The sequence below is a fragment of the Elioraea sp. genome (genome assembly GCF_022842375.1).
Lineage (GTDB): Bacteria > Pseudomonadota > Alphaproteobacteria > Acetobacterales > Acetobacteraceae > Elioraea_A.
This window is the reverse complement of the sequence record NZ_JALHPR010000015.1, coordinates 1-13,925: the sequence shown is the minus strand read 5'-3', so window position 1 is coordinate 13,925 and position 13,925 is coordinate 1. Positions and strand designations below refer to the sequence as shown.

15 protein-coding genes are annotated in these 13,925 nt (G+C 70.3%); 6 read left to right on the top strand and 9 right to left on the bottom strand.

The features are described from left to right. Positions 1 to 11: 11 nt before the first annotated feature. Positions 12 to 1,223 (top strand): hypothetical protein, encoded by a 1,212-nt coding sequence (locus tag Q0C38_RS13575; RefSeq protein WP_291297641.1) that lies wholly within the window; start codon positions 12 to 14, stop codon positions 1,221 to 1,223. A 17-nt stretch (positions 1,224 to 1,240) separates the two neighbouring features. Here Q0C38_RS13575 and Q0C38_RS13570 read toward each other — a convergent pair whose 3' ends face one another. Both Q0C38_RS13570 and Q0C38_RS13565 read right to left on the bottom strand, forming a co-directional pair. Beyond that, the gene (locus Q0C38_RS13570) at positions 1,241 to 2,434 is read right to left on the bottom strand and encodes a DUF418 domain-containing protein (protein ID WP_291297640.1); all 1,194 of its coding nucleotides are present in this window, start codon (positions 2,432 to 2,434) and stop codon (positions 1,241 to 1,243) included. 14 nt (positions 2,435 to 2,448) lie between these two features. Continuing rightward, positions 2,449 to 3,051 carry a TetR/AcrR family transcriptional regulator gene (locus Q0C38_RS13565; protein WP_291297639.1) on the bottom strand — a complete coding sequence of 201 codons (603 nt, stop codon included), beginning with the start codon at positions 3,049 to 3,051 and terminating at the stop codon, positions 2,449 to 2,451. Positions 3,052 to 3,198: 147 nt separating this feature from the next. On the opposite strand from Q0C38_RS13565, the gene Q0C38_RS13560 reads away from it, so the two are divergent. Further along, positions 3,199 to 3,357: a hypothetical protein gene (locus tag Q0C38_RS13560; protein ID WP_291297638.1), complete on the top strand. Its 159-nt coding sequence runs from the start codon at positions 3,199 to 3,201 to the stop codon at positions 3,355 to 3,357. Positions 3,358 to 3,360: 3 nt separating this feature from the next. On the opposite strand, the gene Q0C38_RS13555 is transcribed toward Q0C38_RS13560, so the two are convergent. From Q0C38_RS13555 to Q0C38_RS13535, 5 genes are read right to left on the bottom strand one after another with little or no spacing between them, the layout of a single operon-like run. Further along, positions 3,361 to 4,098, bottom strand: a complete 738-nt coding sequence (locus Q0C38_RS13555) for a TlyA family RNA methyltransferase (RefSeq protein WP_291297637.1) — start codon at positions 4,096 to 4,098, stop codon at positions 3,361 to 3,363. Next, entirely contained in the window at positions 4,095 to 5,231 is a 1,137-nt protein-coding gene (locus tag Q0C38_RS13550) for a mandelate racemase/muconate lactonizing enzyme family protein (protein WP_291297636.1), read from the bottom strand. Before Q0C38_RS13550 ends, Q0C38_RS13555 begins: the two co-directional genes overlap by 4 nt. Before the next feature lie 11 nt (positions 5,232 to 5,242). Next, positions 5,243 to 7,177, bottom strand: a complete 1,935-nt coding sequence (gene dxs, locus Q0C38_RS13545) for a 1-deoxy-D-xylulose-5-phosphate synthase (RefSeq protein WP_408870028.1) — start codon at positions 7,175 to 7,177, stop codon at positions 5,243 to 5,245. A 44-nt stretch (positions 7,178 to 7,221) separates the two neighbouring features. After that, entirely contained in the window at positions 7,222 to 8,127 is a 906-nt protein-coding gene (locus Q0C38_RS13540) for a polyprenyl synthetase family protein (RefSeq protein WP_291297634.1), read from the bottom strand. Further along, entirely contained in the window at positions 8,127 to 8,426 is a 300-nt protein-coding gene (locus Q0C38_RS13535) for an exodeoxyribonuclease VII small subunit (protein ID WP_291297633.1), read from the bottom strand. Before Q0C38_RS13535 ends, Q0C38_RS13540 begins: the two co-directional genes overlap by 1 nt. A gap of 129 nt (positions 8,427 to 8,555) precedes the next feature. Here Q0C38_RS13535 and Q0C38_RS13530 point away from each other — a divergent pair, with 129 nt between their 5' ends. The 3 genes from Q0C38_RS13530 (at position 8,556) to Q0C38_RS13520 (ending at position 11,878) form a co-directional block, all read left to right on the top strand. Further along, on the top strand, positions 8,556 to 9,113 hold the full coding sequence (locus tag Q0C38_RS13530) for a cytochrome P460 family protein (protein WP_291297632.1): 558 nt from the start codon (positions 8,556 to 8,558) through the stop codon (positions 9,111 to 9,113). Between the two features lie 19 nt (positions 9,114 to 9,132). Then, entirely contained in the window at positions 9,133 to 11,304 is a 2,172-nt protein-coding gene (uvrB, locus tag Q0C38_RS13525; RefSeq protein ID WP_291297631.1) for an excinuclease ABC subunit UvrB, read from the top strand. Positions 11,305 to 11,374: 70 nt separating this feature from the next. Beyond that, positions 11,375 to 11,878, top strand: a complete 504-nt coding sequence (locus Q0C38_RS13520; protein ID WP_291297630.1) for a DUF302 domain-containing protein — start codon at positions 11,375 to 11,377, stop codon at positions 11,876 to 11,878. Between the two features lie 139 nt (positions 11,879 to 12,017). On the opposite strand, the gene Q0C38_RS13515 is transcribed toward Q0C38_RS13520, so the two are convergent. Together Q0C38_RS13515 and Q0C38_RS13510 are read right to left on the bottom strand one after the other, a co-directional pair. Continuing rightward, a complete protein-coding gene (locus Q0C38_RS13515; protein WP_291297629.1) occupies positions 12,018 to 12,950 on the bottom strand; it encodes a histone deacetylase family protein in 933 nt (310 codons plus the stop codon). A 7-nt stretch (positions 12,951 to 12,957) separates the two neighbouring features. After that, positions 12,958 to 13,206 carry a sulfurtransferase TusA family protein gene (locus tag Q0C38_RS13510; RefSeq protein ID WP_291297628.1) on the bottom strand — a complete coding sequence of 83 codons (249 nt, stop codon included), beginning with the start codon at positions 13,204 to 13,206 and terminating at the stop codon, positions 12,958 to 12,960. Positions 13,207 to 13,285: 79 nt separating this feature from the next. Here Q0C38_RS13510 and Q0C38_RS13505 point away from each other — a divergent pair. Continuing rightward, positions 13,286 to 13,925: ROK family protein (locus Q0C38_RS13505; protein ID WP_291297627.1), on the top strand; the 640-nt coding region annotated here is incomplete at its 3' end.

The following is a 13,925-nucleotide window of genomic DNA, read 5'->3' as shown; positions in this document are numbered from 1 at the left end:
AGGATCAAACCATGACAAAACCAGCGAACAGGATGCCGGCGCACAAGGCGACGGTGCCAGCGGCCGCCGTGCAACGCTTCATCGCGATTGCCGGCAAGCCGGCGTGGCGCGCGCGCATCGTAGCGCTGCGCAAGCAGGCCGGCGCGCAGCCGATCGCCGGCCGCGTGGTGGCCGAGCGCCATGCCATCGAGTTCGCGGTCGATCGCCTGGCGTCCCAGCCTGCCGCCACCACCACGCGCGCTGAACGTGCCGTTGCCACGCTGGCCGATGCCGCTGCCCTGCTGCACGCGAGCCTCTCGCCCGAGGGCCGCTTGCGGTTCGAGGCGATGCTGGGCGCGGGGCTTGTCGGCGAAGGAACGCTGGTGAAGCTGTTCCACCTGCTGCGCGTCGCCGCACTCCAGCGCGCCCGTGGCTTCACGGTGCGCTTCTCGGGTTTCGAGGATGGCGCCTCGCATGACCTGCTGATTTCGCGCGACGGGGCAGAGGCAGAGATCGTCTCGGCCGTCATCTCGGCCGACGAGGGGCGCTGGGTGCACCGTGGCGACTGGTTCGGCCTGGTCGATCGCATCAACCCTGATCTCGAGCGCTGGCTCGCCTCCCATCCTGGCCGCTACCTCCTGAAGCTCACCTTGCCCGAGGGGCTGTCGGGCCAGGAGGGGCAGTGCGTGGTGCAGCAGCGCATCACCGCCCTGCTGGCCGAGGACAGGCGGACAGACCATTCCGAGGCCGCCATCCTGCGGCTCGACCCGCTTCTGCTCGCGCGGAATGAGGCCAACCAGGCAGCGTTGATGGAGCGGCTGAAGGCCCAGTTCGGCCCCGAGGCGCATTTCGCGGTGATGGGCGGCGAGCGCTCGGTGTTCGTGATGGCCGCGCGTGCGGGCCGCGAGAACGAGGTGGCCATCGTGCTTGGCCGCCGCCTCTCGGAGCTTCCCGCCCGCCTCTCCGGCGGGCGCCCCGGCATCCTCGCCGTGTTCATCGAGGACACCGACCGTACCGAGTGGCGCGGCCTGCGCGAGCGGCTGGAGCTCGAGGGTGCGACGCGCAACTTCCTCACCGCCCCCGAGGCCCGCCCCGTGGTGGCCGTGACGTGTGCGAGCCGGTTCGAGCTGCTCGACAGCCCCGCGCCCGATGGGGCGGAGGGCGGCGAGCTCCGCTTCCGCAACCCAGCCCACCCGCGCGCGAAGGATGCGGCCCTGGCCCCGGCGGTGCTCAGCGAGGGGTAGGCTAGGCGCCCGCCCGCTCAGCGCATGAGCGGAATCGGGCGCAGCGCCGCGACGCTGCGCAGCACCCACTCAGCCGGGCCAAGCCGGAACCACTGCTGCCACGCCACGGCGAAGCAGAGCATCGCCGCATAGACGGCGAACGACAACAGCAGGACGCGCGCTGACCCCACGGTCCCGAGCAGGCCCAGGCCCCAGCCGTTGAACACCGCCGACAGCAGGACGGAGTGGAGCAGGTAGCCGCTCAGCGAGGTCCGGCCGAGAGCGGCGAGGGCGGCGACGGACGCGGCGTCGGGGTCCTGCGTGGTACGCCTCAGGCAGGCCAGCACCAGCGCTGCCGACAGGATCGGCGCGGCCAGGCTGACCGCGGCAGCAGAAGCGATGCTCACGCCAAGGCCGATGCTGCCCGGGTCACGCATCGCGAGAACGATCACGAGGCCAGCGACCGCGGAGACGAGCGCGGCCGCGATGGCAGCGCGGCGCATCGCCCGGCTGTGCCGTGACGCCAGCCCGATCACCGTGTCGACTCCGCCGCCCCTGTGCCAGAGCAGGCCAAGCACCGCCATGGCGAGGGCACTTACGGCGTTGAACATCAGCACGCCGATCTGCGCGATCGGCAGATCGGCCGCCCGCGCCGCTGCCGCATCGAGGAAAGACCCGAGATAGCCGGTTTTCGGCACGAGGTCCGCCCCTTCCGGGACGAGGGTCGCGCCAAGGGTGAACACGACGTTCTGGCTCGCGACGCCGAGAATCAGCGCCGTGATCGTGACCGTCCGGAGCGCGGGCGGCGAGGCGCGTGACAGCGGCAGCAGCGCAGCGCCGATCACGGCGTAGAGCATCAGGATGTCGCCGTAGAACAGGAACACGCCGTGCACCACGCCGATGATGAAAAGCGCGGCCAGGCGGCGTCGGAGGGCGGCCGTCGATCGCTCCTGCTCCTTCGCCCGGGCGGCAAGTTCAGCGATGCCGTAGCCGAAGAGCAGCGAGAAGATCAGGAAGAACTTGCCGGCCCCGAAGGCGATCACGATCCATTCCGCCAGCGCATCGGCAACCCCTGGGCCGATGGTGGCGCCGCCGAGCGGTGATGCGAAGAACGGCGCGTTGACGACGACGATGCCGAGCAGGGCGAAGCCGCGCAGCGCGTCCAGGCCGTTCTCCCGCTGCGGCTGGACGCCGGGCCGGGCCGGCATGGCAGCGCGATGAGCCACGGTCATCATTCCGCGAGCCTTCAGAGGCGGAGGAGTCGCAGCAGTTGCGCGGTCGCCGCCGCGCCGTCGCCGATGCCAAGGGCCACGTGTGCGAACAGCCCATCCGCGACGATGTCGAGCAGTCGGGCAAGACCTGCCGGGTCCAGTGACGGGTCAAGCTCGCCCCGCGCCTGGGCGGCGGCGAGCGTGTCGGCGAGTGCGCCGAGCAACGCCTCCTGCGCCTGCCGCAGCATCGCGGCAAGGCGTGGGCTGCGCAGCGCCTCGGCGGCGATCTCGAGGTGGAGCGCCAGCGCATCGGCGCGCCGCGCCTCCTCCGCGATGGCGTCGAGCACGTCGCGCAGTCGTTCGGCAAAGGGGCCTGGCCCAGCGAGGCGGCCGACCAGGGCGATGCTTGCCCGCGTCTCATCCTCGGCGATGGCGAGGATGAGCGCGTCCTTGGAGGGGAAGGACTGGTAGAGGCTCGCGATGCTGATCCCCGCCGCGGCGCTGATGTCAGCGACCGATGCGCCGTGGAACCCCTTCCGCGCGACGCAGGCGCGGGCGGCGGCGAGGATGGCGCGGGAGCGTTCGGCGCGTGCGACCGGGTCGACCGGACGGCCGGGGAGGCGGCGAGGAGGTGACATTCGTATTATATAACAGAGCAATCATTCATATAAAAGACGAGAGTTCTGCATGCCTTTGCGCGCGCCCCCATCCCTCCACCGCGTGGTCGCTTTCCGGTCATCTTTGCCGGTGCACACTCGGTCATTGACCTGTCATGGAGCCGGACGATGGACGATGCCGCCGCGACCAGCGACCAGAGCTACGAAGCAGCCCAGGCAGAGCTTGACCGCCTGCTGAACGACGCCGAGGCGAGCTTCGACCCCGAGCGGGTGTGGGACCTGCTGGCCACCCTCACGGCGCACGACGTGCCGCCGCCCGCCGAGTAGCGCTTAGGGCCCCTTCCGCGCGGCGATCAGGAACTCGCGGTTGCCCTCGGGGCCGGTGATCGGGCTTTCCGTCGTGCCGAGCACCGTCCAGCCAGGTTGATCGGCGAACCAGGCGCTCACGCGCGCTACCACGGCGCGGTGCTGTGCAGGCTCGCGCACCACACCGCCCTTGCCCACGGCCCCTGGCCCCACCTCGAATTGCGGCTTGATCAGTGCCACGGCCCAGGCGCCGGGGCTCAGCAGCGCCAGCGGGGCGGGGAGGATGGTGGCGAGCCCGATGAACGAGGCATCGCACACGAGCGCGGCGGCCGGTTCGCCGATCTGCTCCGCCGCCAGGAACCGCGCATTGGTCTTCTCATGCACCACCACGCGCGCGTCCGACCGCAGCTTCCACGCGAGCTGCCCGTGGCCGACATCCACCGCATGCACCCGCGCGGCCCCGTGCGTCAGCAGCACGTCGGTGAACCCGCCCGTGCTCGCCCCAATGTCGAGACAGACGAGCCCCTGCGGCGAGAGCCCGAAATGGTCGAGAGCGTGGGCGAGCTTCACGCCGCCGCGGCTCACCCACGGGTGGTCCTGCCCGCGCACCTCGAGGGCGGCGTCCTCAGGCATCGGCTGGCCCGGCTTGTCGAGCCGCCGCTCGCCCGAGAACACCTTGCCGGCCATGACGAGTGCCTGCGCCTTCGCCCGGCTTTCGACGAGGCCGCGATCGAGGAGCAGCTGGTCGAGGCGGCGTTTCACGCCACGTAGCGTGCCAGCGCCGCACGGTCAGGCGCCACACCGAGGCCGGGGGCTTCCGGAATCGTGACCGCGCCATCCACAAGCGCCACGGGCGGGGTGAGCGCGTCGCGCACCGGGTGGGGAGAGCGGTCGAGCTCCAGCATCGGGGCCTGCGGGAACAGGCCTGGCGGATTGTCGGGGATCACCGCGATCAGGTGCAACGAGGCGGCGAGCGCGATGCCGGTGCCCCACACATGCGGGTTGGTGCGAAGCCCGAAGGCGGTGGCCATGTCGGCGATCTTCTTGGCCTCCGACAGCCCGCCGCAGGCAGCAACGTCAGGCTGCAGGATATCGGCCGCGCGGCGGGTGATCATCTCGCGGAAGCCCCAGCGGGTGAACGAGGCCTCGCCGCCCGCCACAGCGATGGGCTGGCGCAGCTTCACCTCGCAATACCCGTCGATGTCCTCTGGCGGCACCGGCTCCTCGAACCACAGGATGTCCTGGTCGGCCACCGCGTTGCCGTAGCGGATGGCGGCCGCCGCGTCATAGGCGTGGTTGCAGTCGACCGGCATGAGGATGCCGGGGCCGAGGTGGCGGCGCATCGCGCGGGTGAGTGCGATGTCCTCGGCCAGTCCCCACCCGGTCTTCAGTTTGATCGCGCCGAACCCCTCGCCGAGTCGCAGGTCTGCCTCCTCGCGGAGATAGGTTTCGTGGTCCTCGCGCTCGCGGCGATAGAAGCCGGTGGCGTAGGCGCGGACGGAGGTGCGCAGCGGCCCGCCCATCAGCCGGTGGATCGGCAGCCCGGCCACCTGGCCGCGAATGTCCCAGAGAGCGATGTCGACCGCGCTTAAGCCCTCGATGGCCAGCCCGCGCTGCCCGTGATCACGCAGCGCGTTGTAGAGGCGCTGCCAGATCACCTCGCCCGCCAGCGCATCGGCGCCGACGAGCAGGGGCGAGAACCAGGTGACGATGGGGGCGGTGAGTGCTGCCGGGCCGAAGGCCTCGCCCCAGCCGACGATGCCATCCTCGGTCTCGATCTCGACGAGCATGGCCCCGCGCGTGCGGTACCACGCCTGGCTGTAGGCGAAGGGCTCGTCGAGCGCGGCCATCAGCACATGCGGCGTGACGCGCCTGATGGCGGTCCCACGCCGCATGCGGGGCGGCCTTAGGCGCGGGAGGGCTGTGCGGCCTCGGCCGTATCGTCCACCCCGAGTGCGCCTAGGGCGGCAGCGACCATGTGGCGGGCGGTCATGCCGGCCTGGTCGTGCTGCTTCTCCGGCTTGTCGTGGTCGATGTACCGGTCAGGCAAGGTGAGGGGGCGGAACTTCGTCGCACCATCGAGCAGCCCGGCATGGGCAAGGTCGTGCATCACGAAGCTGCCGAACCCGCCGATGGAGCCTTCCTCGATCGTGAGCATCACCGCGTGGTTGCGGGCGAGGTTGCGCACGAGGTCGGTGTCGAGCGGCTTGGCGAAGCGGGCATCGGCCACGGTGGTGGAGAAGCCGCGCGCGGCCAGCGCATCGGCTGCCTTCATCGCCTCGGCCAGCCGTGTGCCGTAGGAGAGGATGGCGATCGAGGAGCCTTCGCGCAGCACGCGGCCCTTCCCGATGGGCAGCACGCTGCCCCTGGCCTCGCGGGCGACGCCCGTTCCCTCGCCGCGGGGGTAGCGCAGCGCGATCGGCCCGCCGTCATGCGCGGCGGCGGTGGCCACCATGTGCGAGAGCTCGGCTTCGTCGGCGGCCGCCATCAGCACCATGTTCGGCAGGCAGCCGAGATAGGCGATGTCGAAGCTGCCGGCATGCGTCGCCCCGTCGGCGCCGACGAGGCCGGCACGGTCCATCGCCAGCCGCACCGGCAGGTTCTGGATGGCGACGTCGTGCACCACCTGGTCATAGGCGCGCTGCAGGAACGTGGAGTAGATCGCCACGAACGGCTTGAATCCCTCGGTGGCGAGGCCGGCCGCGAAGGTCACCGCATGCTGTTCGGCGATGCCGACATCGAAGCAGCGGTCCGGGAAGCGCTTGGCGAAGGCGTCGAGCCCGGTTCCGGCCGGCATGGCGGCGGTGACGGCAACGACGCGCGGGTCAGCTTCCGCTTCCGCGATCAGGCTCTCGGCGAACACCTTCGTGTAGGTCGGCGGGCCCGGGGGCGCCTTGGTCTGCTCGCCGGTGACGACGTTGAACTTCGAGACGCCGTGGTACTTGTCGGCCGATTCCTCGGCCGGCGTGTAGCCCTTGCCCTTCTTGGTCACGACGTGGAGCAGCCACGGGCCCGTCCGGTCGCTGTCGCGGATGTGGCGCATGACGGGCAGCAGGTGGTCGAGGTTGTGCCCGTCGATCGGGCCCACGTAGTAGAAGCCGAGCTCCTCGAACAGCGTACCGCCGGTGAGCAGGCCGCGGGCGTACTCCTCCGCCCGTCGCGCCGCGCGCTCCATCGGCGCGGGCAGGCGCTTGGTCACCTGCGCGGCGAGCTGGCGCAGGTTCACGTAGCTGCGCGAGGAGAAGAGGCGCGAAAGATAGGCGCTCATCGCCCCCACCGGGGGCGCGATCGACATGTCGTTGTCGTTGAGGATGACGATGAGCTTCGACTTCATCGCCCCGGCGTTGTTCATGGCCTCATAGGCCATGCCCGCGCTCATCGCGCCGTCGCCGATCACGGCGATGACGTGGTTGCCGTCGCCCTTCAGGTCACGGCCGACGGCCATGCCGAGGCCGGCGGAGATGGAGGTGGAGGAGTGCGCGGCGCCGAACGGGTCGTACTCGCTTTCCGACCGCCGGGTGAAGCCCGAGAGCCCCCCGCCCTGGCGGAGGGTGCGGATGCGGTCGCGCCGTCCCGTCAGGATCTTGTGGGGATAGGCCTGGTGGCCGACGTCCCAGATCAGACGGTCATCCGGCGTGTCGAACACGGCATGGACCGCGACGGTGAGCTCGATCACCCCGAGAGAGGCACCGAGGTGCCCCCCGGTGATCGAGACCGCCTCGATCGTTTCCTGCCTGAGCTCGGAGGCGAGCTGTTCGAGCTGGCCTTGCGAGAAGTTGCGCAGGTCGGCCGGGATGCGGACCCGGTCGAGCATGGGCTTGGGAGCGGCTTGATATGTCATGGCGGCTTGACGCTCATGTGTCATGGAAGGTTTACAGTGCCCCACTACATCCGTCTTGTCACGACAAAGGCGACGAGGTCGCGCAACTTCTCCGCGGGCGGCCCGAACGGGTCGAGATGGCCGACCGCCTGGTCAGCCAGCATCCGCGCCTGAGACCGTGCCCGCTCTAGCCCTAGAAGGGCGACCAGCGTGGCCTTTCCGGCCGCTGCGTCCTTCTTCGGCGTCTTGCCCAGCTCCTCCGACGTTCCCGTTTCATCCAGGATGTCGTCGGCGATCTGGAAGGCAAGGCCCAGGTCACGCCCATATCCCGCCAGCGCGTGGCGGAGCGAGGAGGGCGCCTTGCCGAGGATGGCACCAGCCTCACAGCACCATGTGATGAGCCTCGCGGTCTTCAGCAACTGCAGCCGCGTCACCTCTGCCTCGGTCAGCGCCGTGGCCTCGGCGATCAGGTCGATCATCTGCCCGCCGGCCATGCCCCGCGCCCCGGCCGCCTGGCCGAGGGTGCAGATCAGCTCGCACCTGACGGCAGGGTCGGGGTGCGTGTCGGGCTCGGCCAGAATCTCGAAGGCGCGGGCCTGGAGCGCGTCACCGGCGAGGATGGCGGTCGCCTCGTCGAAGGCCTTGTGGCAGGAGGGGCGGCCGCGGCGAAGGTCGTCATCGTCCATCGCGGGCAGGTCGTCATGGACCAGGGAATAGGCGTGCAGCATCTCGACCGATGCCGCCACCCTGTCAGCCGCCCGGGGGGAGACGTGGAACAGCGAGGCCGCCTGCATCACCAGGAAGGCGCGCAGCCGCTTGCCGCCGCCGAGGCTGGCATAGCGCATCGCCTCGTAGAGGCGGCTCTGCGCCTCGTCGCCCTGCGGCAGCAGCCGGTCGAGCGCCTCCTCGGCACGCTCGGCCGCCTCGGCGAGAGCGGGGGCGAGCGTGCTGTCGACCACCGAGAGCGCCATCAGGCCTGCTCCGCGTCAAACGGGGTGGCGCCTGTTGCGGCCCCGCCGCGGGCGACGATCGCCTGCACCTTCGCCTCGGCTTCGGCGAGCTTGTCCTCGCAGTGCTTGCGCAGCGCAGCACCACGCTCATAGGCGGCGATCGCGTCCTCGAGCCGGCCCTGCCCACCCTCGAGCTGCTTCACGATGCCCTCGAGTTCCGCCAGCGCGTCCTCGAAGCTTAGCTTTCCCACCTCGGGGGCCGCGCCTGTGGGCGACCTACCTTCATGCACCGGTGCTGCCGCGCGCCGTCCATCGGCCATGATGTCCACTCCTGAACGCGAGGGTTGCAGTGTATGCAAAGCGTTCGGTTGCGCCAATGCCGCCAGTTGCGCCGATGACGGCCGAGGCGGATCATCCGGCGCCGGGCCTCTGATCGATGGGAGAGTGTCATGCGCGCCTCCGCTCGCCTCGCCGTTGCCGCAGCGCTCGTCGCTGCCCCCGCGGCCCTCTTCGCCCAAACACGCGCCTACGCGCCGGGGCCCGACAACATCGCCTTCCCAGGCAATTTCGAGCGTGAGTTCATCCGCTACGCCACCGTCGACAAGCCTGACCGCAAGATCGTCCGCTTCCTCTATGTCAACCGCGAGGCGTTCGAGGCGGCGAGGCCCGGCGAGCCGTTGCCCTATGGCAGCGTGCTCGTGATGGCCGACAAGCGCGCCAGGCTCGACTCCGCCGGCAGCCTGCTGAAGGACCTCGACGGGCGGCTCATCACCGAGCCCGACTATACGGTGGTGGCGGTGCAGCAGAAGGAGCGTGGCTGGGGCGAGGGCTATGGCCCCGACCGGCGCAACGGCGAGTGGGAATACGCCTCCTTCACCCCCTCGGGCGAGCGCCGGAACGTCAGCCTCGACGGATGCTTCTCCTGCCACCTCCAGGCTCGGCCGCAGCAGGACTACGCCTTCCAGTTCTGGGACTACGTGCAGCAGCGCCGCACCGCCCCCAGATAGAGGGAATGGAGGATCGCCGATGACCGAGTACGCCGTTGCCGAGAGCCGCGCCCTCTTCATCCCCGAGAAGCGCGAGCCGCTGGCCGAGCGCGCGACCTTCCGGATCGCGTCCGACTTCGCCCCGGCCGGCGACCAGCCGGCCGCGATCGCCACGCTGACAGCCGGTGTCGAGGCGGGCGAGCAGGACCAGGTTCTCCTCGGCGTCACCGGCTCGGGGAAAACCTTCACCATGGCGCACGTGATCGCCAACACCGGGCGGCCCGCGCTCATCCTCGCGCCGAACAAGACGCTCGCGGCCCAGCTCTACAGCGAGATGAAGAGCTTCTTCCCCGACAACGCGGTGGAATATTTCGTTTCGTACTACGACTACTACCAGCCCGAAGCCTACGTGCCGCGCACCGACACCTATATCGAGAAGGACGCGCAGATCAACGAGCAGATCGACCGCATGCGCCACGCCGCCACGCGCGCCCTGCTCGAGCGGCCTGACGTGATCATCGTCGCGTCGGTCTCCTGCATCTACGGCATCGGCTCGGTCGAGACCTACAGCCAGATGGTGGTGAAGCTCACCGTCGGCGAAACGATCGCCCGCGAGAAGCTGCTCAAGGCGCTGGTCGAGCTGCAATACCGACGCAACGACATCGCGTTCGCGCGCGGCAGCTTCCGCGTGCGCGGCGACGGCATCGAGATCTTCCCCGCCCATTACGAGGACCGCGCCTGGCGCATCTCCCTGTTCGGTGACGAGGTGGAGAGCATCGTCGAGTTCGACCCGCTGACCGGCGAGAAGGCCTCCAGCCTCGAGAGCATCACCGTCTACGCCAACAGCCACTACGTCACGCCCCGTCCCACCTTGCAGCAGGCAGGCGTGCGCATCCGCGCCGAGCTGAAGGGGCGGCTCGAGGAACTCCGCGCGCAGGGCAAGCTCCTGGAAGCGGAGCGGCTGGAGCAGCGCACCCAGTTCGACCTCGAGATGATGGAGACCACGGGCTCCTGCCGCGGCATCGAGAACTACAGCCGCTACCTCTCCGGCCGGAACCCGGGCGAGCCGCCGCCCACCCTGTTCGAATACCTCCCCGCCAACGCGCTGCTGTTCGTCGACGAAAGCCACGTGACGGTGCCGCAGGTGGGCGGCATGTTCCGCGGCGACTTCAACCGCAAGCAGGTGCTGTCCGAGTTCGGCTTCCGCCTGCCCTCCTGCACCGACAACCGCCCGCTCAAGTTCGAGGAGTGGGACGGGATGCGGCCGCAGACCACCTTCGTGTCCGCGACCCCGGGGCCGTGGGAGATGGAGCGCACGGGCGGCGTGTTCGCCGAACAGGTGATCCGCCCTACCGGGCTCGTCGATCCCATCACCATCATCCGCCCCGTCGAGCTCCAGGTCGATGACCTGCTGGCCGAAATCCGCGAGGTCGCCGCGAAGGGCATGCGGACGCTCGTCACGGTGCTCACCAAGAAGATGGCCGAGCACCTGGCCGAGTATCTCGGCGATGCCGGGGTGCGCGTGCGCTACCTCCATTCCGATATCGATACGCTGGAGCGCATCGAGATCATCCGCGACCTCCGGCTTGGCACGTTCGACGTGCTGGTGGGCATCAACCTGCTGCGCGAGGGCCTCGACATTCCCGAATGCGGCCTCGTTGCCATCCTCGACGCCGATCGCGAGGGGTTCCTCCGCTCGACGACGAGCCTGATCCAGACGATCGGGCGTGCCGCGCGCAACGTCGATGGCCGCGTCATCCTCTACGCCGACACGATCACCCAAAGCCTCAGGCGCGCGCTGGATGAAACGGAACGGCGCCGGAACAAGCAGATCGCCTGGAACACCGCGCACGGCATCACGCCGGCTTCGGTGAAGAAGCAGATCGCCAACATCGTCGCCTCCGTGTTCGAGCAGGACTATGTGACGATCGCGCCCGTCGACGGGGCCGGGCCCGCCGAGTTCGTCGGCAAGGACCTGCGCAAGACGATCGCCACGCTCGAGAAGGAGATGCGCGAGGCGGCGGCGAACCTCGAGTTCGAGACGGCCGCGCGGCTGCGCGACGAGATCAAGCGGCTGGAGGCGAAGGAGTTGGGCCTCGACGCGCCCGGCATGCCGCGCCGCCAGGCGGAGGAGTGGAAGCCCAAGCCCATGGGGCCGGGTGGTGGCGGGTACGACCCGAAGAAGCGTGGGCGCGGGCGGCCAAAGCGCTGAACAGATCGCGGCGTAACCTCGGCGCCCCGCTGCGCGAATTGGGTCATATGACCCAAGGGAGAGCAGCACCATGACCGACGCCTCGACTGTTCCCGCCACGCCCAGCCGCCGTGCCATGCTGATCGCCGCCGGGCTTGTGTTTGCCGCCGCCGCGCCCGCCGCTGCACAGGGGGATGCCGGGCTCGTGACGGTGCCGAGCCCGCATCCGGTGCGCGCCACGATCGACCGGTTCGGCGCCGCGGTGCGCGAGGCGGGCTGGGTGGTGTTCACCGAGATCGACCATGCCGCGGCGGCGCAGTCGGCCGGCCTCACGCTGCGCCCCCGCACGGTGGTGGTGTTCGGCAACCCGCGTGCCGGCACCCCGCCGATGGCCGCCCGCCCGACGCTGGCACTTGACCTGCCAATGCGCATCCTGGTGTGGGAGGATGACCAGGGCCGCGTGTTCGTGACGCGGAGCACCGGCGAGGATGTGGCGACGCGTGTGTTTGCCCGCCACGGCATCGCCCAGCCGCCCGAGGCGCGCGCCGGCACCGAGGCGCTGTTCGCACGGCTCGTGGCGAAGGCGGTGGAGTAGCGCATTGCGCCGATAGCCCTATCCCCCGCTGGGGGAGGGGGTTGTGAGGGGGGAACGTGGAGCCTTGCGGCGCGGCCCCTCACCCTGTCCCTCTCCCCCGCCGGGGGAGAGGGGACCCTCGATGGTGAATCTGGAGCGGCTAAACCCGCATCAGCGCCCGTACATGAACCGCTGCACTAGCCGCGAGCCCTTCGAGGTCGTAGCCGCCCTCGAGCAGGCTCACCACCCGCCCGCCACAGGCACGGTCGGCGAGCGCGACAAGCTCCTGGCTCAGCCAGGAGAAATCCGCCGTCGAGACATTCAGCGAGGCCAGCGGGTCGCGCCGGTGCGCGTCGAAGCCGGCGGAGATGATCAGCAGGTCGGGCCGGAACGCTTCCACCGCCGGTATGATCTCGTCACCCCACGCGGCGCGGAACTCCGGCCCACCCGACATCGGGTCGAGCGCGACGTTCAGCACGTTGTGCGCCACGCCATGCTCGTGCGGATGGCCGGTGCCGGGAAACAGCGGCATCTCATGGCTCGACGCATAGAAGAATGCCGGGTCGTTCTCCAGGATCGCCTGCGTGCCGTTGCCGTGATGGACGTCGAAATCCACCACCGCCACACGCTCCGCCCCCCACCGGCTCCGCGCGCGGTGGGCCGCAATCGCGGCATTGGCGAAGAGGCAGAACCCCATCGGCCGCGCGGCCTCGGCATGGTGGCCAGGCGGGCGCACGGCGCAGAAGGCGTTGCGCACGGAACCTTCCATCACCGCATCGACCGCGGCGATGGCCGCACCCGCCGCGCGCAGCGCAGCCCCGCGGCTGCCATGGCTCATCACCGTGTCGCCGTCGAGCATCAGCCGCTCATCAGGCTCCGGCCGGATGGAGAGGATGCCATCGACATAGGCGCGGGGGTGGGCGAGGGCGAGCACCTCCGCGTCTGCTTCGGGCGCATCCTCGCGCAGCAGCATGGCGAACTCCTCCGCCTCCAGCGCGTGCAGCACCGCGCGGATGCGATCGGCCCGCTCCGGGTGGCCGGGGCCGGTGTCATGCGCGAGGCAGGCCGGGTGGCTGAGGAGGAGGGTGCTCATCGGCCTCTCATTCCGCCTTGGCGGGCGCGTCCGCCTTGCGCTGGATCACGAAGGAGTAGGTGCCGCGATCCTCGCTGAAGGCGACGAGAGCGTGGCCGGTCTGGTCGCAGTAGTTCCGGAAATCCTTCACCGCGGCAGGATCGGTCGCGAGCACGCGCAGCCGCTCCCCGCCCGCCATGCCGCGCAACGCCTTGTTGGCGCGCAGCACGGGCAATGGGCAGGACAATCCCTTGAGGTCGAGCATGGTCTCGGTCATGGGGCGGAGAGTGCGCGGGGCCTGCGGGTTGGGCAAGGGCGCCGTTGAGCAGGAGGGCCGCATCGGCCACCATGGGCGCATGCGCATCGGCATCGACCTCGGCGGCACCAAGATCGAAATCCTCGCGCTCGACGACCAGGGCGTCGAGCGCTTCCGCACCCGGACGCCAACGCCGGGCGACTATCGCGGCGTCGTGCACGCGATCGCGGACCTCGTCGCGGCGGCAGAAGCGGCGACAGGGGCGGGGGCCAGCGTCGGCATCGGCATGCCTGGCTGCCTCTCGCCGGCAACGGGGCTGGTGAAGGGCTCCAACACCACCTTCCTCAATGGCACCACGCTCGACCGTGACATCGAAGCCGCGATCGGGCGGCCAGTGCGCATGGCGAACGATGCGAACTGCTTCGCGCTGTCGGAGGCGTCGGACGGCGCGGGGGCGGGCAGGCGCGTGGTGTTCGGCGTCATCCTCGGCACCGGCTGCGGCGGCGGCGTGGTGGTCGATGGCCGCATCCTCGAGGGGCCGCACGGCATCGCCGGCGAATGGGGCCACACGCCGCTGCCCTGGCAGGCGCGGCACGAGAACCCGGGGCCGCGCTGCTGGTGCGGGCGCATGGGCTGCCTCGAACTCTGGCTGTCCGGCACCGGCCTCGCCCAGGACTGCGACGGGCCCGGTGCGCGCGACGCCACGCGCATCCCGGGCCGTGCGGCGGCCGGCGACCCGG

Coding starts and splice junctions, on each gene's coding strand:
- Q0C38_RS13575 (WP_291297641.1), top strand. CDS start 12: ATGACAAAACCAGCGAACAGGATGCCGGCGCACAAGGCGACGGTGCCA.
- Q0C38_RS13570 (WP_291297640.1), bottom strand. CDS start 2,434: ATGACCGTGGCTCATCGCGCTGCCATGCCGGCCCGGCCCGGCGTCCAG.
- Q0C38_RS13565 (WP_291297639.1), bottom strand. CDS start 3,051: ATGTCACCTCCTCGCCGCCTCCCCGGCCGTCCGGTCGACCCGGTCGCA.
- Q0C38_RS13560 (WP_291297638.1), top strand. CDS start 3,199: ATGGACGATGCCGCCGCGACCAGCGACCAGAGCTACGAAGCAGCCCAG.
- Q0C38_RS13550 (WP_291297636.1), bottom strand. CDS start 5,231: ATGCGGCGTGGGACCGCCATCAGGCGCGTCACGCCGCATGTGCTGATG.
- dxs (WP_408870028.1), bottom strand. CDS start 7,177: ATGACATATCAAGCCGCTCCCAAGCCCATGCTCGACCGGGTCCGCATC.
- Q0C38_RS13540 (WP_291297634.1), bottom strand. CDS start 8,127: ATGGCGCTCTCGGTGGTCGACAGCACGCTCGCCCCCGCTCTCGCCGAG.
- Q0C38_RS13535 (WP_291297633.1), bottom strand. CDS start 8,426: ATGGCCGATGGACGGCGCGCGGCAGCACCGGTGCATGAAGGTAGGTCG.
- Q0C38_RS13530 (WP_291297632.1), top strand. CDS start 8,556: ATGCGCGCCTCCGCTCGCCTCGCCGTTGCCGCAGCGCTCGTCGCTGCC.
- uvrB (WP_291297631.1), top strand. CDS start 9,133: ATGACCGAGTACGCCGTTGCCGAGAGCCGCGCCCTCTTCATCCCCGAG.
- Q0C38_RS13520 (WP_291297630.1), top strand. CDS start 11,375: ATGACCGACGCCTCGACTGTTCCCGCCACGCCCAGCCGCCGTGCCATG.
- Q0C38_RS13515 (WP_291297629.1), bottom strand. CDS start 12,950: ATGAGCACCCTCCTCCTCAGCCACCCGGCCTGCCTCGCGCATGACACC.
- Q0C38_RS13510 (WP_291297628.1), bottom strand. CDS start 13,206: ATGACCGAGACCATGCTCGACCTCAAGGGATTGTCCTGCCCATTGCCC.